The sequence below is a fragment of the Vibrio sp. SCSIO 43009 genome (genome assembly GCF_023716525.1).
GTDB classification, from domain to species: domain Bacteria; phylum Pseudomonadota; class Gammaproteobacteria; order Enterobacterales; family Vibrionaceae; genus Vibrio; species Vibrio alginolyticus.
Map to the genome: position 1 here is coordinate 317,561 of NZ_CP071842.1, position 19,698 is coordinate 337,258.

The 19,698-nt window shown below is 46.1% G+C and carries 13 protein-coding genes and 1 pseudogene; 8 read left to right on the plus strand and 6 right to left on the minus strand.

Annotated elements, in window-relative coordinates:
- Positions 1-142: 142 nt before the first annotated feature.
- From J4N43_RS01525 to metF, 3 genes are all read left to right on the plus strand, one after another.
- On the plus strand, positions 143-1,303 hold the full coding sequence (locus J4N43_RS01525) for an O-succinylhomoserine (thiol)-lyase (protein ID WP_053350726.1): 1,161 nt from the start codon (positions 143-145) through the stop codon (positions 1,301-1,303).
- A 15-nt stretch (positions 1,304-1,318) separates the two neighbouring features.
- Positions 1,319-3,727: a bifunctional aspartate kinase/homoserine dehydrogenase II gene (locus J4N43_RS01530; RefSeq protein WP_053350727.1), complete on the plus strand. Its 2,409-nt coding sequence runs from the start codon at positions 1,319-1,321 to the stop codon at positions 3,725-3,727.
- A 262-nt stretch (positions 3,728-3,989) separates the two neighbouring features.
- Complete coding sequence (gene metF / locus J4N43_RS01535; protein WP_005381345.1) at positions 3,990-4,892, plus strand: methylenetetrahydrofolate reductase; 903 nt, start codon at positions 3,990-3,992, stop codon at positions 4,890-4,892.
- Positions 4,893-4,962: 70 nt separating this feature from the next.
- Here metF and J4N43_RS01540 read toward each other — a convergent pair whose 3' ends face one another.
- The 3 genes from J4N43_RS01540 to argE form a co-directional block, all read right to left on the minus strand.
- Positions 4,963-5,502: a PadR family transcriptional regulator gene (locus tag J4N43_RS01540; protein ID WP_005382791.1), complete on the minus strand. Its 540-nt coding sequence runs from the start codon at positions 5,500-5,502 to the stop codon at positions 4,963-4,965.
- A 425-nt stretch (positions 5,503-5,927) separates the two neighbouring features.
- Positions 5,928-8,561, minus strand: coding sequence for a phosphoenolpyruvate carboxylase (gene ppc, locus J4N43_RS01545; RefSeq protein ID WP_053350728.1), 2,634 nt, complete (start codon positions 8,559-8,561; stop codon positions 5,928-5,930).
- A 272-nt stretch (positions 8,562-8,833) separates the two neighbouring features.
- On the minus strand, positions 8,834-9,970 hold the full coding sequence (gene argE / locus J4N43_RS01550) for an acetylornithine deacetylase (RefSeq protein ID WP_005381335.1): 1,137 nt from the start codon (positions 9,968-9,970) through the stop codon (positions 8,834-8,836).
- A gap of 143 nt (positions 9,971-10,113) precedes the next feature.
- Between argE and argC the strand changes: the two genes are divergently transcribed.
- The 4 genes and pseudogenes from argC to argH all read left to right on the plus strand — a co-directional run bounded on the left by argC (position 10,114) and on the right by argH (position 15,343).
- Entirely contained in the window at positions 10,114-11,118 is a 1,005-nt protein-coding gene (argC, locus tag J4N43_RS01555; protein WP_053350729.1) for an N-acetyl-gamma-glutamyl-phosphate reductase, read from the plus strand.
- A 21-nt stretch (positions 11,119-11,139) separates the two neighbouring features.
- Entirely contained in the window at positions 11,140-11,931 is a 792-nt protein-coding gene (gene argB / locus J4N43_RS01560) for an acetylglutamate kinase (protein ID WP_005381333.1), read from the plus strand.
- A gap of 84 nt (positions 11,932-12,015) precedes the next feature.
- Entirely contained in the window at positions 12,016-13,230 is a 1,215-nt protein-coding gene (locus J4N43_RS01565) for an argininosuccinate synthase (RefSeq protein ID WP_017821738.1), read from the plus strand.
- A 239-nt stretch (positions 13,231-13,469) separates the two neighbouring features.
- Positions 13,470-15,343, plus strand: a pseudogene (gene argH, locus J4N43_RS01570) (argininosuccinate lyase).
- Between the two features lie 194 nt (positions 15,344-15,537).
- Here the strand turns inward: argH and J4N43_RS01575 are convergent.
- The 3 genes from J4N43_RS01575 to J4N43_RS01585 all read right to left on the minus strand — a co-directional run bounded on the left by J4N43_RS01575 (position 15,538) and on the right by J4N43_RS01585 (position 18,583).
- Positions 15,538-15,819: a DUF3624 domain-containing protein gene (locus J4N43_RS01575; protein ID WP_158159807.1), complete on the minus strand. Its 282-nt coding sequence runs from the start codon at positions 15,817-15,819 to the stop codon at positions 15,538-15,540.
- 372 nt (positions 15,820-16,191) lie between these two features.
- Entirely contained in the window at positions 16,192-17,664 is a 1,473-nt protein-coding gene (locus J4N43_RS01580) for a dihydrolipoyl dehydrogenase (protein ID WP_053350731.1), read from the minus strand.
- Between the two features lie 190 nt (positions 17,665-17,854).
- Positions 17,855-18,583: a redoxin family protein gene (locus J4N43_RS01585; protein WP_053350732.1), complete on the minus strand. Its 729-nt coding sequence runs from the start codon at positions 18,581-18,583 to the stop codon at positions 17,855-17,857.
- Positions 18,584-18,752: 169 nt separating this feature from the next.
- Between J4N43_RS01585 and oxyR the strand changes: the two genes are divergently transcribed.
- Entirely contained in the window at positions 18,753-19,664 is a 912-nt protein-coding gene (oxyR, locus tag J4N43_RS01590) for a DNA-binding transcriptional regulator OxyR (RefSeq protein ID WP_005381326.1), read from the plus strand.
- The last annotated feature ends 34 nt before the right edge of the window (positions 19,665-19,698 follow it).

A 19,698-nucleotide genomic window follows, 5' to 3' on the forward strand; every position in this document is an offset into this window, starting at 1 on the left:
AGACGTCTAGAAGTGTTGACGTCTCATTTTTTGACGAGTAAAGTGAACATAACAGCAAAGGAAGCGTGTTGATCACTTTATGTTACTCATTAGATATAGCGCATTCCTATTTAGAAGTCATTACCCGTGAAAGGATACACCCATGAGCACTCGCAAACCTGCGACCATTGCAGTACGCACTGGTATTGAATCAGACAGCCAATATCATGCTGTCGTTCCACCTATTTATCTTTCCACTAACTATGGTTTTCCTGCTTTTGGTGAAGTGCCCAAGTATGATTACACACGATCTGGTAATCCAAACCGCGGACTGTTGGAAAGTGCGCTATCTGAACTTGAGTCTGGAAAAGGAGCGGTTGTTACTAACTGCGGTACGTCGGCATTAAATTTATGGGTTTCCGCTTTTCTCGGCCCAGATGATCTCATTATTGCTCCTCACGATTGTTATGGCGGCACCTATCGTCTTTTTAATACCCGAGCTAGCAAAGGCGATTTTAAGGCTCAGTTTGTCGATCAATCAGACGAACAGGCTTTAGATGCTGCATTGGCACAAAAACCAAAACTCATTTTGCTAGAAACTCCGTCAAACCCTCTGGTTCGCGTAGTGGATATTGCAGCTACCTGTGAAAAAGCGAAACAAGTCGGCGCGTTAGTTGCGGTGGACAATACCTTTTTGACACCCGTGTACCAAAAACCTTTAGAGCTAGGTGCGGATTTTGTTATCCACTCCACAACAAAGTACATCAACGGTCATTCGGACGTAATTGGTGGGGTAATCATCACCAACACAGAAGCGCATGCAGAAGAGCTTGCATGGTGGGGCAATTGTATTGGTGCAACGGGCACACCTTTCGATAGTTACATGACACTGCGAGGTATTCGTACGCTTGGTGCTCGTATGAAAGTACATGAAGAGAGCTCACAGCAGGTACTGGCTTACCTACAGAAACAAGTGTTAGTTAAAACTATCTATCATCCAAGCCTGCCGGAACATCCAGGTCATGACATCGCTAAAAAGCAGCAAACGGGCTTTGGCTCTATGTTGAGTTTTGAGTTTGCTGGTTCGTTTGAACAGTTAAAGGTGTTTGTGAAAGAGCTCCAACTGTTTTCATTAGCAGAGTCATTAGGTGGTGTAGAAAGTTTGATTTGCCACCCAGCATCCATGACGCACCGTGCAATGGGTGAGGAGGCACTGGCGGAGGCTGGGGTCTCTCATCAACTATTGCGTTTGTCTGTCGGTTTGGAAGATGCACAAGACCTCATCACAGATTTAGAACAAGCGTTCGCTAAAGCTACCCAGTAATAGGAGACAATAACAATGACTGTACAACGTCAGCTGCATAAGTTTGGTGGCAGTAGCTTAGCAAACCCAGAATGCTACTTACGCGTTGTGGGTATTCTCAAGGAGTATTCGACAGAAAATGATCTGGTGGTCGTCTCTGCTGCAGGAAAAACCACTAACCGCTTGATTGAGTTTTTGGAAGGGTTAAATAAAGATGGCCGAATTGCGCATGAAGCGCTTCAAAGCTTGAGACAGTTCCAAACTGAGCTAATAGAAAGCTTGTTGGAGAGTGAAGCAAAAGAAGAGCTGTTAGCTTTATTACATGATGAGTTCAGTACTCTCTCGGAGCTGACTGCACCACTCACTAATGCGCAAAAAGCCGCGGTACTGGGGCACGGAGAAGTATGGTCTGCTCGCCTATTGGCCGCGTTATTATCTCAACGTTCTATCCCTGCGGTTGCACAAGATGCACGAGCGTTTTTACGTGCAGAAGCGGGAACTCAACCAGAGGTTGATCGCGCTCGTTCATACCCTTTAATTAAAGAGGTCCTCGCGCAGCATAACCATAAACGTGTGGTAATTACTGGCTTTATGGCTCAGAACGAGGCAGGAGAAACCATTCTACTTGGTCGTAACGGCTCTGACTATTCTGCAACGGTCATAGGCGCGCTTGCTGAAGTCAGTACTGTCACGATTTGGAGTGATGTTGCTGGTGTTTATAGTGCCGATCCACGTTTGGTGTCTGACGCTTGTTTATTACCGTTACTTCGATTGGATGAAGCCAGTGAACTTGCTCGCTTAGCTGCCCCAGTGCTACACAGTCGTACGCTTCAGCCTGTGGCGCAAAGTACCATGGACCTTAATCTCAAGTGTAGCTATCTGCCAGAGTCGGGTTCTACTCGTATTGAGCGTGTATTGGCATCTGGTCGTGGCGCTAAAATTATTACTTCACTGGATGATGTTTTATTGGTGCAGTTGTCTTTCATGCATGGGCACGACTTCGAAAAAACACAGAGTGATGTATTACAAGCGTTGCAGCGCGCGCAATTAGAGCCACTGGCATTTGAAGCTCAATCCGATCAGCACACGCTACGCTTGGCTTACACCGCAGAAATCGCCGGTGGTGCATTGAAAAACTTGCAAGAGCTTGCGGTAGAGGCTGAAATTAAGCTAAAAGAAGGTTACTCGCTCTTAGCTGCGGTAGGTGCAGGCGTTACGAAAAACGCCAATCATTGCTTTGGCTTTTATCAGAAGCTAAAGCACTCTCCGGTAGAATTTATCTCTGAAACAGACTCAGGGCTGAGCCTAGTCGCTGTTTTGCGCCGTACTGATACTGAGGCGTTGGTTCAAACGATTCATAGCCAGTTGTTCCAAGCGCAAAAACGCGTGGCAGTGGCTTTATGTGGCAAGGGTAATATTGGTTCTAGTTGGTTAAATTTATTTGCGACGCAAAAAAGTGAGCTCGAAAAACGTCATGGTATGAGCTTTGATCTTGTCGCGGTTGTGGATAGCCAAACCTATTGGTTCGATGAGCAAGGTATTGAGGCGGCGAGTGTTGCTGAACGATTTGATGATGAAAGCATAGCAAACAATGGGGATTGGCTGGCACGTTTGGGAGCGCTTAAAAGCTACGATGAAGCCGTCGTGCTTGATGTTACCGCGAGTAAAGAGTTAGCTCAGCGCTACGTAGAAATCGCACAGCAAGGCATTCATTTGATTTCCGCTAACAAAGTGGCCGGTTCCGCAGATAGTCAGTACTACCATCAGGTTCAAGATGCATTCGCTAAAATTGGTCGTCATTGGCTATACAACGCAACGGTTGGTGCTGGGTTACCGATAAACCATACCGTGCGAGATCTTCGTGAAAGTGGGGATGAAATCGTCGCTCTATCGGGGATTTTCTCGGGGACGTTATCATGGCTGTTCCAACAGTTTGATGGTTCTGTGCCATTTAATGATTTAGTCGATCTTGCTTGGCAGCAAGGGTTAACCGAACCTGACCCTCGTTCTGATTTAGATGGCTCCGATGTAATGCGTAAGTTAGTCATCTTGGCTCGAGAATCGGGCCTAGATATAGAACCAGACAGCGTTAAAGTTGAGTCTTTGGTGCCAGAAGAATTAAGAGAACTGAGCTTAGATGATTTCTTCGATAATGGAGCATTGTTGAGTGAAATACTTCAAGAGCGTCTGACAAAAGCACAGAGAAACGATCAAGTGCTTCGCTATGTGGCGCGTTTAGAAAAAAATGGTAAAGCAACGGTGGGAGTCGAAGCGTTATCTCGTGAGCACGCGCTCGCCAACTTATTGCCATGCGATAACATTTTTGCCATAGAGAGCAAGTGGTACAAAGATAACCCTCTGGTCATTCGAGGACCAGGCGCAGGCAGAGAAGTGACAGCCGGCGCTATTCAATCCGATCTCAACCGATTGGCTGGTTTATTTTAAAGTTGCGATTGACCTAAAAACCCTGGAATTAATCCAGGGTTTTTTATTCCCCTATCAGTGCCATACTGAAGTCATAACCCGTGCAAAATGGCGAGATGATGCTCAAGTAGAAACTTGAACTATCTTCATTATTAACTTGAGAAAAATTCATAATTACAAGGTTGACATTAAATCGTATTCAATACATTCTGTAGACATATAGACGTCTAAACGTCGATTTTAAGGATTTGTTTTCGTGGCGGAGTGCCGCAGGGAGAGTAAGATGGGATATACGCACGCAGGCCATATCGACGCCTTGAACCAGAATATTGCTGAGTTATCAGATAACATCAATGTATCGTTTGAGTTTTTTCCGCCAAGCAGCGCTAAGATGGAAGAAACACTTTGGAATTCAGTGCACCGTCTTAAAACGCTTCAACCTAAATTTGTTTCTGTGACTTACGGTGCGAACTCCGGCGAGCGTGACAGAACACACTCCATCATTAAAGAAATTAAAGCAACAACCGGATTGGTTGCTGCTCCCCATCTCACTTGTATTGATGCGACTCGTGAAGAGCTGATTAATATTGCCGATGATTATTGGAACAATGGTATTGAAAATATCGTCGCTCTGCGTGGTGATATTCCTCCAGGTGGCGGTGCGCCTGATATGTATGCCTCGGATTTGGTTGAGCTGCTGAAATCACGCCACGATTTCGATATCTCCGTTGCTGCATTCCCTGAGGTTCACCCTGAAGCTAAAAGCGCACAGTCTGACTTATTGAACCTAAAACGTAAGGTAGATGCAGGTGCAAACCGTGCTATTACTCAGTTCTTTTTTGACGTTGAGTCTTACCTGCGATTCCGTGACCGTTGTGTAGCGGCAGGAATTGACGTAGAGATTGTGCCAGGAATTTTGCCTGTATCGAACTTTAAGCAAGCGTCTCGCTTTGCGGCACAGAACAATGTGAAAGTACCAGGATGGATGAGCAAACAATTCGATGGCTTGGATGATGATCCGGTGACTCGCCAGCTTGTAGGAGCTAGCCAAGCTATTGATATGGTGCGTGTACTGAGTCGTGAAGGGGTTAAGGACTTTCACTTCTACACACTAAACCGTGCAGAGATGACTTACGCGTTATGCCATACGTTGGGTGTTCGTCCTCGCGCAGTAGTCGGTGCGTAAATCTGGTTTCAAAAAGATAAAAGGCTTGCCAAGTGGCAAGCCTTTTTCGTTTTATCAAAGCAAAAGGAGTTTAACCAATCACTTCAAGTTCAGTTAGAACTTCTTCTGCCCAAGTGATCCAAGTTTCACGTAACAGAAGGTTACGGCGAAGCGTTAGACGTTCTAGGCGAGCTTGTTTATCTAAAGTTGACGGCGTTGCGTAGTAAGCCGCTTCAATTTCTTTGTAGTGAGAAACCAGTTTGCGAGACTCTTCAACTAGCTCGGCGAGTTGGTCACGGAATGGAGCCGCTGGTTGAACGGCACATGCCATCAATTTCGCTGAAAACTCATCACGAACTGTTGGGTGTGCAGTTGGTTGATCAAACCACTCTCCTAAAGCGCTGCGACCAGCGTCTGTAATGGAGTAAACCTTGCGGTCTGGTTTGCCTTCTTGGGGTTCTAATACGCAAGTAACCAGTTCTTTCTCAGCCATTTTGTTGAGTTCACGGTACACCTGTTGGTGGCTTGCTTTCCAGAAGTAACCGATGCTAGCAGAGAATTCTTTAGTGATATCGTAACCGGTTGCGTCGCGAGTGCTAAGAACAGTTAAGATTACGTGTGGTAATGACATGTCTTCAATCCAAATGGTCAATAAACTTGTAAACAAGCTACTTATACTTTCAGCTGCGCTCTTACTGGCACTTGAGTTTTTTAATGTATAAGTAGCACCAACAATGTTGGTCCTGTCACCTTAAAGCCGTTTATCACCTAGAGAGATGGGGAGTCCCATCAAGGCTGGAGCAGGTATGATTGGATTTATGAGCTCTCAGCAGGCAAGTAGTATATAAATAATAAGCATGAAGTGGAATAGTAGGACAAAATTACCCTAAAAAACTAACATAATAATCAATAGTGTTAACTTGTGGTTTTTTATTCTTTTGTTTTGGTATTTTTTGGGTCTCTAGTGGTTTATTTGACTGCTTTTGTTTTGGTGCGATTATCCTGTGATAAAAAAAAGCTGAGCATTTGCCCAGCTTTTTATTAAAAATGAAACGATTAGCCTGTGTTACGCATACCTGCAGCAATACCAGCAATCGTCACCATCAACGCTTCTTCCAAGTTTGCAGAAGCTTCTTCGGTTTGACGCGTGCGGTATAGCAGCTCTGCTTGTAGCATATTCAATGGCTCAACGTAGATATTGCGTAAGCGAATAGACTCGAGTCCCCAAGGGTCATGCTGCATCAAGTTTTCATTGTTCTCTACATTCAGTACCGCTTTGATGTCTTCTTGAAGCTGAGCACGAAGTTTTTCACCGAGTGGACGGAGCGACTCATCCACCAATCGCTCATCGTAGTAGCGAGAGATATCAATATTACACTTCGAGTACACCATCTCTAGCATGCCGAGACGAGTAGAGAAAAACGGCCATTCGCGACACATCTCTTCGAGCAATGCTTGGTGGCCTTTATCGATCGAGTATTGAATCGCTTCACCTGCGCCTAGCCATGCAGGAAGTACCAAACGGTTTTGACTCCATGAGAAGATCCACGGGATTGCACGTAAGCTTTCTACTCCGCCCTTAGGGTTGCGTTTTGCAGGACGAGAACCAAGTGGCAACTTGCCGAGTTCGAGTTCTGGTGTTGCTTGGCGGAAGTAAGGCACGAAATCTGGCTCGCCACGAACCACATTTCGGTAAGACTCACAGCTTACTTCTGATAGCACTTCCATCAAGTCGCGCCATTCTTGTTTTGGCTCCGGTGGCGGTAACAAGTTGGCTTCCAGAATCGCACTTGCATATAGGTTAAAGCTATTTACTGCGACATCTGGGAGTCCCAGTTTAAAGCGGATCATTTCGCCTTGCTCTGTTACACGTAAACCGCCTTTCAAGCTTTTTGGTGGTTGCGACAAAAGCGCAGCATGCGCAGGTGCGCCACCGCGACCGACTGTGCCCCCACGACCATGGAATAGAGTTAGCTCAACGCCTTCTTCTTCAGCCACTTTAACTAACGATTCCATCGCATGATACTGAGCCCAACCAGCAGACATAACACCTGCATCTTTCGCTGAGTCAGAGTAACCAATCATGACCATCTGGTGGTTTTGGATAAAACCACGGTAAAGGTCAATCCCCATAAGCTGCTTGATGACCGATTCCGCGTTGTTCAAATCGTCTAGCGTTTCGAACAGAGGACACACATCCATGCGGTAAGGGCAACCAGCTTCTTGTAGCAGTAGATGAACGGCTAGTACGTCAGAGGCGGTACGTGCCATTGAAATAACGTAAGCGCCAAACGCTTCACGCGGTTGTGCTGCAACAATCTTGCAGGTATCCAAAACCTCTTTGACGGGTTCAGACGGTTCCCAATCACGAGGGAGAAGCGGACGTTTAGATGCAAGCTCGTTAGTTAGAAAAGCAATCTTATCTTGCTCACCCCATTGTTCGTAATCACCAATACCTAAGTAGCGAGTCAGTTCAGACAAGACGTCTGAGTGACGCGTGCTCTCTTGGCGGATATCAAGACGTACAAGATGGATACCAAATGCTTTTACGCGGCGTAGTGTATCCAGTAATGAGCCGTTGGCTATTACACCCATGCCACATTCGTTTAGTGACTGGTAGCAGGCATACAGCGGTTCCCAAAGTTGCTCGACTTTTTGCAGTGGTGCTTTAACAGCCAGCTTTTGACCGTGGATCTTAGCATCGAGAATATCTTTGGTTTCATTGAGCAGAGTGCGTAATTGCTTCAGGATCGCACGGTATGGTTCGTGCTGATCTTCGCCAGCAAGTTCACGGACTTGATCGTTTGAAACTGTCATAGACAGCTCGCTGATCAACTCGTTGATGTCATTGAGATAAAGATCGGCAGCTTTCCAACGAGACAATAGTAAGACTTCACGCGTAACGTTGTGAGTAACAAACGGGTTACCGTCACGGTCACCGCCCATCCAAGAGGAGAAGTGCACTGGGCGAGCATCAATGGGTAAACCTTCTCCAAGGTAAGATTTTAGACGGTCATTCATCTCACGTAGGAAGTCCGGTACCGCTTCCCATAGCGAGTTTTCAACGACCGCAAAGCCCCACTTTGCTTCATCCAACGGAGTAGGGCGTTGTTGTCGAATCACGTCTGAATGCCAGCCTTGGGCAATCAGTTGCTCTAGGCGGCGTTCGGTTTTTTTGCGCTCTTTAGAAGAAAGATCGCTTAGCTCCAACTTTGATAAGCACTCGTTTATCTTGACCAGTTTGTTGATCATCGTACGGCGCGTAATTTCTGTTGGGTGAGCCGTCAATACCAATTCAATATTTAGATCACGAACCGCTTGGGCAGTGTCCAGTTTGCTCACATCGTTTTGTACCAGTTTAGAAAACAGCGAGTTAATCGCGTCTGGTTCACAAATGTGCTCTTCACAATGGCGTGAAATCGTGTGGTATTGCTCAGCGATATTGGTGAGGTTTAGAAATTGGTTAAACGCGCGAGTAACGGGCGTTAGCTGCTCATCAGGTAGATGTTTGATTTCTTCGATCAAGCTGTCCCTGTCTGCTTGATTCCCTGCTTGAGCTGATTTGGATAATTTACGAATGGTTTCCACTTTCTCGAAGATTTCTTCGCCATGGGCATCGCGAATGGTGTTACCCAATAAGTGGCCTAACATGCGCACATTACTTTTGAGTGCGGCGTATTTCTCGTTCATTGTCGTCCTGCCTCGTAAAAAAACTACATCCATTGTCCTTGTTAAGACTCCAATCTAGCGAAAAGCACCAGTTATAGTCAAATAAAGCAGACTAAGTTTGCAATTATTCCGCTGTCTCCTGATTTAGAGCAAATTTACGGCAGCCATAGAGTAAGAAGTGAAAATTAATTACAAAATAACAAGTTAAATAAGTGTTAAGACTAGCGCTAAATTGTGAAGATAAAAAGATGCAGCTCAATCGAGCTGCACAGACTTTTGAGCTTAAACGCGTATTAACAGCAGTACTTGACCATTGCCTTTGAAAGCACATCAATTGTGGGGTCGATAAAGTCGAAGGATAGAAACTCATCCGGTTGATGGGCTTGGTCGATTGACCCAGGGCCGAGCACCAAGGTTGGACACAGCTGTTGTAGAAATGGTGCTTCAGTACAATAGTTCACGGTTTCTGAACTGGTTTGGCAGATCTCTTCAACACCACCGATAAATGGGTGGTCATGTTGGCATTCGTAACCCGGAATAGGCTCATGCAATGGAATAATCTCCAGTCTCCCTGGCCATTTCGCTTCGACTTCTTTTAATGCTCCGCGCAACATGTTCTCTAAACCATCAAGGCTAATGCCAGGAAGAGGACGCACGTCGTAATGCAGCTCACAGCAACCACAAATACGGTTAGCGCTGTCACCACCGTGAATGTGTCCAAGGTTTAGGGTAGGGCTTGGAATGGCAAAACCCGGATGGTGATATTCTTTAATCAATTTGTCACGCAGTTGCATCATGGCGAACATGACTTCATGCATGATCTCAATAGCGTTAACACCAAGCGCTGGGTCCGATGAGTGACCGGACTTGCCTGTTACGCGGATGGCATTTGCCACATGACCTTTATGACCTCGAATTGGTACAAGGCTGGTGGGTTCACCAATGATGCAGTAATCCGGCTTAAATGGGGCGTTTGCTGTGAAATGTCGCGCGCCCAACATGGTGGTCTCTTCGTCACAAGTGGCTAATACGTAAAGTGGTTTGCTCTGCTTGCTCCAATCGACTTTCTTCACTGCTTCATAAATAAAGGCGAAAAAGCCTTTCATGTCTGCTGTGCCTAAACCGTAGAAGCGGTTGTCTTTTTCCGTCAGTTTATGCGGATCGAAATTCCATCGCCCTTGATCGAATGGCACGGTATCACTATGGCCAGCAAGTAAAAGGCCACCTTCACCCTCACCCATACGTGCGATCATATTGTGCTTGCCTGGCTCGACTTCGATCACTTCAACGCTAAAACCCAGATCTTTAAACCAAGATGCGAGTTTTTCGATGACTTTTGCATTGCCCTGATCCCAGCTCGGATCCGTGGAGCTGATAGAAGAGGTGCTGATGAGTCCTTCATAGACCTCTAGAAAAGTTGGTAATTGCATGGATTCTTCAAATCTCCTGTTGACAGACAGACCACAAAAATGTAAAAACATATTAAATCATATTTAATGAATAAAAAATCAAAATAAAGCAAAAATTAAATATGAATAGTCATTTGAGCCTTTAAGTATATGGATGTCACACAATGCTAAAAACCACGATTATTGGAGCCAGCGGTTACACCGGCGCAGAGTTAGCGTTAATGGTTAATAAACACCCACAACTCACGCTATCAGGTTTATACGTTTCCGCCAACAGTGTTGATGCGGGAAAGAGCATCGCGCAGCTACACGGTAAGCTAGCGGGCATCATTGATATGCCAGTTTTACCACTAACGGATCCACTGCAAATCGCTCAAGAATCGGACGTGGTGTTTTTGGCAACGGCTCACGAAGTCAGCCATGATTTAGCCCCAACTTTCTTGGAGACAGGCTGTCAGGTATTCGATTTATCGGGTGCATTCCGTGTGAAAAGTGAAGGCTTTTACGACACTTTTTATGGCTTCGCACATCAACATAACAACTGGCTAGATAAAGCAGCATACGGCTTAGCAGAGTGGAACCAAGAATCAATAAAAACCACTCCTTTGATTGCAGTAGCAGGTTGCTACCCAACCGCTTCACAGCTTGCAATCAAACCTTTATTAGAACATGCGTTGCTCGATACCAACCAATGGCCAGTGATCAACGCAACCAGTGGTGTATCTGGTGCAGGGCGTAAAGCCTCCATGGTTAACAGCTTCTGTGAAGTGAGCTTGCAACCTTATGGTGTATTTAACCATCGTCACCAACCAGAGATTGCTCAGCACTTGGGTTGCGATGTGATTTTTACTCCGCACCTCGGCAACTTTAAACGCGGCATTCTTGCCACGATCACCATGAAGCTTGCGCAAGGTGTGACAGAAGCACAAGTGGCACAGGCGTTTGAACAAGCTTATCAAGGCAAGCCTGCGGTGCGTCTTAAAGGCGATGGTATTCCACGTATTCAAGATGTCGAAAATACCCCTTTCTGCGATATCGGCTGGAAGGTACAAGGCGAACATATCATTGTGATTTCAGCTATCGACAACCTACTTAAAGGTGCATCGAGTCAAGCGATGCAATGTCTCAATATTCATTACGGTTACCCAGAACTGACAGCGTTGCTGTAGTCGTTGAAAGAGGGAAATGCGATGACGCAAACCAATCAAGCTCCTTTAGTCATTAAGCTAGGTGGTGCAGCTCTATCATGCACTCAAACCTTAAGCCAACTGTTTGGTGCCATTGCGGCCTACCAAAAATCGGCACAGCGACAAATCGCCATCGTTCATGGCGGTGGCTACCTAGTTGATGAGTTGATGGCAAAGCTTCAGCTTGAAACCGTAAAGAAAAACGGTTTACGCGTAACGCCTTACGATCAAATTCCTGTGATTGCAGGCGCGCTCGCAGGCACTGCGAATAAGTTACTTCAAGGTCAAGCGATTGCGGACGGTCTTAACGCTGTGGGTCTTAGCCTTGCGGATGGTGGTTTGTGTCTTGTTGAAGAACTTGACCCAGAACTCGGCGCGGTAGGCAAAGCATCACCGGGTGACTCAGCACTATTACAAGCGGTGCTAAACACAGGTGCACTGCCGATCATCAGTTCAATTGGTTTAACCAAAGATGGCCAGATGATGAATGTGAATGCTGATCAAGCAGCAGTCGCGGTTGCGGGCGCATTAGATGCAGAGTTGGTCCTGTTATCAGACGTGAGTGGTGTATTAGATGGAAAAGGCCATTTGATCAAAACCCTGTCAGAGCAGCAAGCTAACTCGTTGATCGATGGACATGTGATCACCGATGGCATGATCGTCAAAGTTAAAGCCGCTTTGGAGGCCGCCAATGATCTTGGCCGTCCAATTGAAGTCGCGACCTGGCGTTACCCAGAAAAATTAGCACAGTTATTCGCTGGTGAAAGTATTGGTACTCAATTCTTGCCTCAATAAGCATCAGCAAAAGAATTCAATATTAGGAAGTCGTAGTTGGCACTGACCGCCGAGCGCAGCGCCAGTTAAGTTTGGAGAAAAAACATGAGCAAAGTGAACGTAAATAAAGTGGTAGTCGCATACTCAGGCGGTCTAGATACTTCAGTAATTATCCCGTGGCTAAAAGAGAACTACGACTGTGAAGTAGTGGCTTTCGTTGCCGATGTTGGTCAAGGTGCCGAAGAGCTAGAAGGCATTGAAGCGAAAGCAAAAGCCTCCGGTGCTTCTGAATGCTACATCGCTGACCTGAAAGAAGAAATGGTCGCAGACTACATTTACCCAACGCTAAAAACCGGCGCGTACTACGAAGGTAAGTACCTGCTAGGTACATCAATGGCGCGTCCAATCATTGCTAAAGCGCAGGTTGAAGTGGCACGTAAAGTGGGCGCGGACGCACTGTGTCATGGCTGTACAGGTAAAGGTAACGACCAAGTGCGTTTCGAAGGTGCATTCGCAGCACTAGCACCGGACTTACAAGTGATTGCACCTTGGCGTGAGTGGGACCTAGTGAGCCGTGAAGAGTGTTTGGATTACCTCGCTGAGCGTAATATACCTTGCTCTGCGTCTCTTACTAAGATCTATTCACGTGATGCAAACGCATGGCACATTTCGACGGAAGGCGGCGTTTTAGAAGATACTTGGAACGCACCAAACGAAGACTGCTGGGTGTGGACTGTCGACCCAGAGCAAGCGCCAAATGAAGCGGAATACGTCACGCTGAAAGTAGAAAAAGGTGAAGTGGTCGAAGTTGATGGTGAAGCGATGACACCATACAACGCACTGGTTTACCTAAACGAGAAGGGCGCTAAGCACGGTGTTGGCCGTATCGATATCGTGGAAAACCGTCTTGTTGGAATGAAGTCTCGTGGTTGCTATGAAACACCGGGAGGCACCATCATGATGGAAGCGCTGCGCGCTGTAGAGCAGCTTGTGCTAGACAAATCATCATTCGAATTCCGTGAGGAGCTAGGTCTAAAAGCGTCTCACCTTGTATACGATGGCCGTTGGTTTACGCCACTATGTAAATCGATCCTTGCTGCTTCAGAAGAGTTAGCGCAAGACGTGAATGGCGAAGTGGTTGTTAAGCTCTACAAAGGTCAAGCGACAGTGACGCAAAAACGTTCTGACAACAGCTTGTATTCAGAAGAGTTCGCGACTTTTGGTGAAGATGAAGTATACGACCAAAGCCATGCAGGTGGTTTCATCCGTCTTTACTCGCTATCAAGCCGTATTCGTGCATTGAACAGCCAGAAGAAATAATCCATTAACATCCATCTTGGATTGAATAAAGGCCCGCCATTTATAGGCGGGTCTTTTGGTTTCTAAAAGCGGGTATCTAATTTTTTGAATATATATGTAAAAATATTGAATTTATACTTTATTTTTTATCGAAATTGCCGTAACGTTGACCCATAAGAAAAAGTGAGCAAATGACCATCAAATTGGTTGCTACTCATTCGAGAACGTTAGAGTAAGCAATAGTCATCAGGAGAGACGCAATGGCATTATGGGGCGGAAGATTTACCCAAGCGGCAGACACCAGATTTAAAGAGTTCAATGATTCGTTGCGTTTTGACTACCGATTGGCTGAGCAAGACATCGTAGGTTCAATCGCATGGTCTAAAGCTCTGCTTTCTGTTGATGTGCTATCGGCAGAAGAACAGAAAAAACTGGAACTTGCTTTAAATGAGCTGAAGTTAGAAGTGATGGAAGACCCTCACCAAATTCTTCGCTCTGATGCAGAAGATATCCACTCTTGTTGAACAGCAGCTAATCAGTAAAGTGGGAGATTTAGGTAAAAAAACTCCACACTGGGCGTTCTCGGAATGACCAAGTCGCCACAGACTTGAAACTTTGGTGTCGTCAGCAAGGTCAGCAATTGTTGATTGCTTTAGATCGCCTACAAGCACAAATGGTCCATGTTGCTAAACAGCACCAAGGCACCGTATTGCCAGGCTATACTCATCTTCAGCGTGCTCAACCTGTAACCTTTGCTCACTGGTGCTTGGCTTATGTTGAAATGTTCGAGCGTGACTACTCTCGTCTGAATGATGCCTTACAGCGTCTCGATACTTGTCCACTTGGCTCGGGTGCGTTAGCGGGAACGGCTTATCCGATTGATCGCGAACAATTAGCACATAATCTCGGTTTCCACCGTGCTACGCGTAATTCACTCGATTCGGTTTCAGATCGTGATCATGTGATGGAGCTGATGTCGGTGGCGTCGATTTCTATGCTTCACCTTTCTCGTCTTGCAGAAGATATGATCTTCTACAATTCAGGCGAGTCAAACTTCATTGAGTTAGCGGATACGGTGACATCTGGTTCGTCATTAATGCCACAGAAGAAAAACCCAGATGCACTTGAGTTGATCCGTGGTAAGACAGGGCGTGTCTATGGCGCATTATCGAGCATGATGATGACAGTTAAAGCATTGCCATTGGCGTACAACAAAGACATGCAGGAAGATAAAGAAGGGTTGTTTGACGCTTTAGATACATGGAACGACTGCATGGAAATGGCAGCTCTGTGTTTTGACGGTATTAAAGTGAATGGCGAGCGCACACTAGAAGCGGCGAAACAAGGTTACGCAAACTCGACGGAGTTAGCTGATTACCTAGTGGCGAAAGGCATCCCATTCCGTGAAGCTCACCACATCGTCGGTGTCGCGGTCGTTGGTGCTATTGCTAAAGGTTGTGCGCTAGAAGAGCTGTCTATCGAAGGGTTAAAAGCCTTCTCAGAAGTCATTGAAGCGGATGTGTATGACATTCTGACTATCGATTCGTGTTTGGAAAAGCGTTGTGCTTTGGGTGGTGTTTCGCCTCACCAGGTCGCTTACGCGGTAGAACAAGCGGATAAGCGCCTGAGCCAGCGTGACAGCTCGGCGGTGAAAGTGCGTCCTGCACGTTTGACTGACATTGAAACGTTGGAAGGTATGGTTGCTTACTGGGCGAACCTTGGTGAGAATCTTCCGCGCTCTCGTAATGAGCTCGTGAGAGATATTGGCTCTTTCGCGGTAGCTGAGCATCATGGTGAAGTGACGGGTTGTGCTTCTCTATATGTGTATGACTCAGGGTTGGCTGAAATACGCTCTCTTGGTATCGAAGCGGGCTGGCAAGGCCAAGGGCAGGGCAGTGCGATTGTGAACTATTTGGTTGAGAAAGCGCGCCAGATGGCGATCAAGAAAGTCTTTGTTCTAACGCGAACGCCTGAGTTCTTTATGAAGCAAAGCTTTTTACCGACATCGAAGTCATTACTGCCGGAGAAAGTTCTGAAAGATTGCGATCAGTGCCCACGTCAACATGCATGTGATGAGGTAGCGCTTGAGATCAATTTAATGGAGCAAGTGATCCAAAAAACGCATGTGGCATGAACTGAAGTTGTGGAGTGATTTTATTAGCATTCAATGACATAGTCATTTTCCTGTTTACTTACATCAGTATTCGCTAAAAAAAACGAAAAAATTTGGAACCTTTGAGAGGAAGCCCGGTCTATTAAAGTACCACTGCTTTTTCTTAGAAGAATCTAAGAGAGCCCCAGAACTGACATTGGTTTTGGGGCTTTTTTCTATCTGTCACTTTTCTCTTTTTTATTCGCCTTTTTTTGTCCCTTTCGACGTTGCCAAGGCAAGATGACAAAACGCATCCATAAGTGTAGAAACAACAAAACGTTGAAAGCGAAGCCGGCAAAGATCAAAGCGATCGACTCGATGCTTTGTGGATCATCTTTGAGCGTAAACCACCACACAATCCAACACAGTATAGAAAGTACCGTCAATTGATCCAAGCATCGTTGGCAACGTCCAAGTTTTTTCCAAAACCAATGTTCCTCGCAGCGGCGACAAGTCATAGTGTTTTCCAAACCATTAGTGTTGCTTCAGATTATATATCTAACTAAATGGTGGAAAGCGTTTCTTACACGGGCTTAGAGCGCCATGACACAACCAAAAATGGAAAGTTAGCTTTGTAAAAGCTTTGTGGCACGTAATTGATGTATGGTGCGCTGTCAGTCTTTAACAGGAAATATAATGATGTCGACAGAGTTGAAACTTGCGCTGAGTATCGCTGGTGGGTTCTTTATGATCGGTGTTGTCGCGATTTGTATGGTCAGCCGCTATGCAATGATGGCAGCGTAAGAGAGATTTCATTGCGCCGAAGTAGTAAAGCAAAGCCTCGTTGATGACGAGGCTTTGCTTTATATTTAGATAGAAGCCTGAAAGCGTTAGCAGCCAGGGCCGCAGTCAAGACAATGTTTCACCATTTCTGGCCCTAAGTGTAGTTTTGCATTCAAATCACGTAGAGCGGTGCGGACGCCTTCTTCAATCACTGGGTGATAGAAGGGCATATCTAACATCTCAGAAATCGTCATCCTATTTTGGTGCGCCCACGCTAAAAGGTGCGCAAGATGCTCTGCATTCGGGCCCATCATTTCTGCACCTAAAAAACGTCCAGTGCCTTGCTCTCCGTAGACATGCAGAATACCTTTATTACGAAGCATGACGCGCGAACGTCCTTGATTTTCAAACGAGACTTCACCGGTTGCGAAACATCCACATGTGCCTAGACGTGTTTCTAGTTGCTTATATGTTTCTCCAACCATAGCAATTTGAGGGTCGGAGAACACGGCTGAAATTGGTGAGCGACGCAGACCCGCACGAATATCTGGGAAACGGCCTGCGTTGTCTCCAGCAATACGGCCTTGGTCAGCGGCTTCGTGCAGCAGTGGAATTTGGTTACTTGCATCACCTGCGATGAAGATGCTCTCTACCGAAGTTTGCAATGTATAGTGATCCGCCGTTGGTACGCCACGTTCATCGAGCGCCACATTGGTGTTCTCGATCGCCAGCTTATCGACGTTTGGACGACGACCCGTTGCGGCCAATACGTAATCGACAACGAAAGTTTCTAATTCGCCATCATGGTTGATGAATTGGATTTCGACCTTGTCTTCGCCGTCATTGTCTGACGACGCAATGCGTTTCATGCTTTCGACTTTTACATTTGCATCAAGGTAGAACTCTTCCTTAAAGGCTTTATCTGCATACGCCATCACCTCTGGGTCTGTCAGTGGGCCCACTTGTCCTCCAAGGCCAAAGAGCTTCACGTTCACTCCTAGGCGGTGTAAAGCCTGACCCAATTCAAGGCCGATGACTCCTGGGCCAAATACTGCCACGGACTCTGGTAAGTCATCCCAGTCAAAGACATCATCGTTAATCACTAGGCGATCACCCAGTTCATTCCAAGCTGCCGGATATGCTGGACGAGATCCTGTCGCAATAACAATGCGCTGTGCGGTGACCTGAGTATGATCATCTATGATGAGAGTGTGGTCATCGGCAAACTTCGCGTAGCCCGACAGTTTGTCTTCAGCGGGAATATCATCGACACTTTCAAGTACAAAGCCAACAAAACGATCGCGTTCGCGCTTTACACGATCCATAACTTCTCGTCCGTTAATTAGTACTTCACCTTGCGGGTGTATCCCAAATCCAGGTGCTTTTTCGATTTGATGAACACTTTCTGCTGCCGCAATTAACAGCTTAGACGGCATGCATCCGACACGAGCACAGGTTGTTCCGTAGGGACCGCCCTCAATCATTACCACGCTGTTGGTATGAGCTTTTGCTGCTCGATAAGCACCAAGACCAGCCGTCCCGCCACCAATAATCGCTACGTCGACATTAACTTGTTTCATCGTGAACTCTCGCTTTTGTTTTAAGCCAAGCTAGCTACATTGAGCTTGGAGAGTGAATTGGATAGTTGAATCTGGATAAGTAGTCACCTTATTGGCAGATGACTACTTATCTAGACTAGTAGAAGAAGTGGTTTAGGGTTGGCCTCCGAGCCAAAGGCACCGGAGACCGAGGGTGTAGGCTTTGGACAGCTTAGCCTAGATACGCTTCTAGCTCTTCGCTACCGCCGATGTGCTTGCCACCGATAAAGACTTGTGGAACAGTCGTGCGACCAGATATAGCTCGTAGACTAACTGTTGTTGCGTCTTTACCCAGAATCACTTCTTCATATTGAAGACCGTGGTCAATCAGATTTTGTTTCGCTTTCATACAGAAAGGGCAGCCTGGTTTAGTGAACACCGTGATGGATTCTTGCGTTTTGTAGTCAGGCGCTATGTAGTTCAGCATCGTATCTGCGTCTGACACCTTGAATGGGTCGCCTGGTTCGTTTGGCTCAATGAACATTTTTTCCACTACGCCATCTTTTACTAGCATGCTGTAACGCCATGAACGTTTGCCAAAGCCGATGTCATTTTTATCCACTAACATACCCATGCCATCGGTGAATTCACCATTACCATCCGGGATGAAGGTAATGTTTTCTGCTTCTTGGTCTTGTTTCCATGCATTCATCACGAACGTATCATTGACCGAGACACAAATAATCTCATCCACTCCGTGCTCTTTAAATACAGGGAACAATTCGTTGTAACGAGGTAGATGGCTTGATGAACAGGTTGGAGTAAATGCACCCGGTAAGCTAAATACGATGACGGTCTTACCTTTAAATAGCTCATCGGTCGTTACATTCACCCAAGCGTCACCTTGACGAACTGGAAAAGTAACTTGAGGGACTTGTTGACCTTCTTTAGATACAAACATAATGATTTCCTTTAACTATTTTAAATTATGCGTATAGAGCTTAGCGTTTTTCGTCGCTCTGTTTCGTTTTGTTGAGCCCATTATTGTAAAAATCCTTTGATAGCTCTAATCGTTTGGTGTTATGGTTTTGATAGGTATTAGCTATTGTTATAGAAGCGAAGCGTGAATTATGAATATTCGAGATTTTGAGTACTTAGTTGCACTTGCGGAACATAAGCACTTTCGCAAAGCGGCAGAGGCATGTTTTGTTAGTCAGCCAACACTGAGTGGGCAAATTCGTAAACTAGAGGATGAACTCGGGACCACGCTTTTAGAGCGAAGCAGCCGACGTGTTTTGTTTACCGATTCAGGGTTACAGCTGGTGGAGCAGGCTAAACGCATCTTAAGTGAAGTGAAAACCTTCAGAGATATGGCAAGCGGTCAAAGCGGAGCCATGACTGGACCGATGCATATTGGTTTCATCCCGACGGTTGGGCCTTATCTATTACCCAAAATTCTGCCGCAGATAAAAGAAGCATTTCCTGAGCTGGAGCTATTTCTGCACGAAGCTCAGACACATCAATTAGTGCGTCAATTGGAAGAAGGCAAACTAGATTGCTTAGTTTTAGCTTCGGTTGATGAAACTGCGCCATTTAAAGAGATCGAAGTGTATCAAGAGCCATTAAGTGTCGCAGTGCCATGTGACCACGAGTGGGCCTCTCTCGACCATGTTGATATGTTGGAGCTGAATGGTAAAACCGTTTTAGCGTTGGGAGACGGCCACTGTCTGCGAGATCAAGCGTTAGGTTTTTGTTTTGCCGCTGGTGCAAAAGACGATGAGCGTTTTAAAGCCACCAGCTTGGAGACGTTACGCAACATGGTTGCTGCCGGTGCGGGGATTACGTTATTGCCTCAGCTTTCTATCCCTAATGAGAAGCAAAAAGATGGCGTATGCTACGTACCAGCTGTTAACCCAACCCCCTCGCGTAATATCGTTCTCGTATACCGTCCGGGCTCACCATTACGAGCTAGGTTTGAAGCTTTAGCAGCGAAGATTAAAGAGGTGTTGGCTTCTTATCCATCATTGAATGCTGCAGCATAAGAAGCAGACATAAAAAAGGGAGAGCTTGATGCTC

Bases quoted from the DNA above. Each gene is read 5' to 3' on its own strand.
- oxyR (WP_005381326.1), top strand. From the start codon at position 18,753: ATGAATATTCGAGATTTTGAGTACTTAGTTGCACTTGCGGAACATAAG.
- argC (WP_053350729.1), top strand. From the start codon at position 10,114: ATGCTAAAAACCACGATTATTGGAGCCAGCGGTTACACCGGCGCAGAG.
- J4N43_RS01580 (WP_053350731.1), bottom strand. From the start codon at position 17,664: ATGAAACAAGTTAATGTCGACGTAGCGATTATTGGTGGCGGGACGGCT.
- J4N43_RS01525 (WP_053350726.1), top strand. From the start codon at position 143: ATGAGCACTCGCAAACCTGCGACCATTGCAGTACGCACTGGTATTGAA.
- argE (WP_005381335.1), bottom strand. From the start codon at position 9,970: ATGCAATTACCAACTTTTCTAGAGGTCTATGAAGGACTCATCAGCACC.
- argB (WP_005381333.1), top strand. From the start codon at position 11,140: ATGACGCAAACCAATCAAGCTCCTTTAGTCATTAAGCTAGGTGGTGCA.
- J4N43_RS01585 (WP_053350732.1), bottom strand. From the start codon at position 18,583: ATGTTTGTATCTAAAGAAGGTCAACAAGTCCCTCAAGTTACTTTTCCA.
- J4N43_RS01575 (WP_158159807.1), bottom strand. From the start codon at position 15,819: ATGACTTGTCGCCGCTGCGAGGAACATTGGTTTTGGAAAAAACTTGGA.
- J4N43_RS01530 (WP_053350727.1), top strand. From the start codon at position 1,319: ATGACTGTACAACGTCAGCTGCATAAGTTTGGTGGCAGTAGCTTAGCA.
- metF (WP_005381345.1), top strand. From the start codon at position 3,990: ATGGGATATACGCACGCAGGCCATATCGACGCCTTGAACCAGAATATT.
- ppc (WP_053350728.1), bottom strand. From the start codon at position 8,561: ATGAACGAGAAATACGCCGCACTCAAAAGTAATGTGCGCATGTTAGGC.
- J4N43_RS01540 (WP_005382791.1), bottom strand. From the start codon at position 5,502: ATGTCATTACCACACGTAATCTTAACTGTTCTTAGCACTCGCGACGCA.
- J4N43_RS01565 (WP_017821738.1), top strand. From the start codon at position 12,016: ATGAGCAAAGTGAACGTAAATAAAGTGGTAGTCGCATACTCAGGCGGT.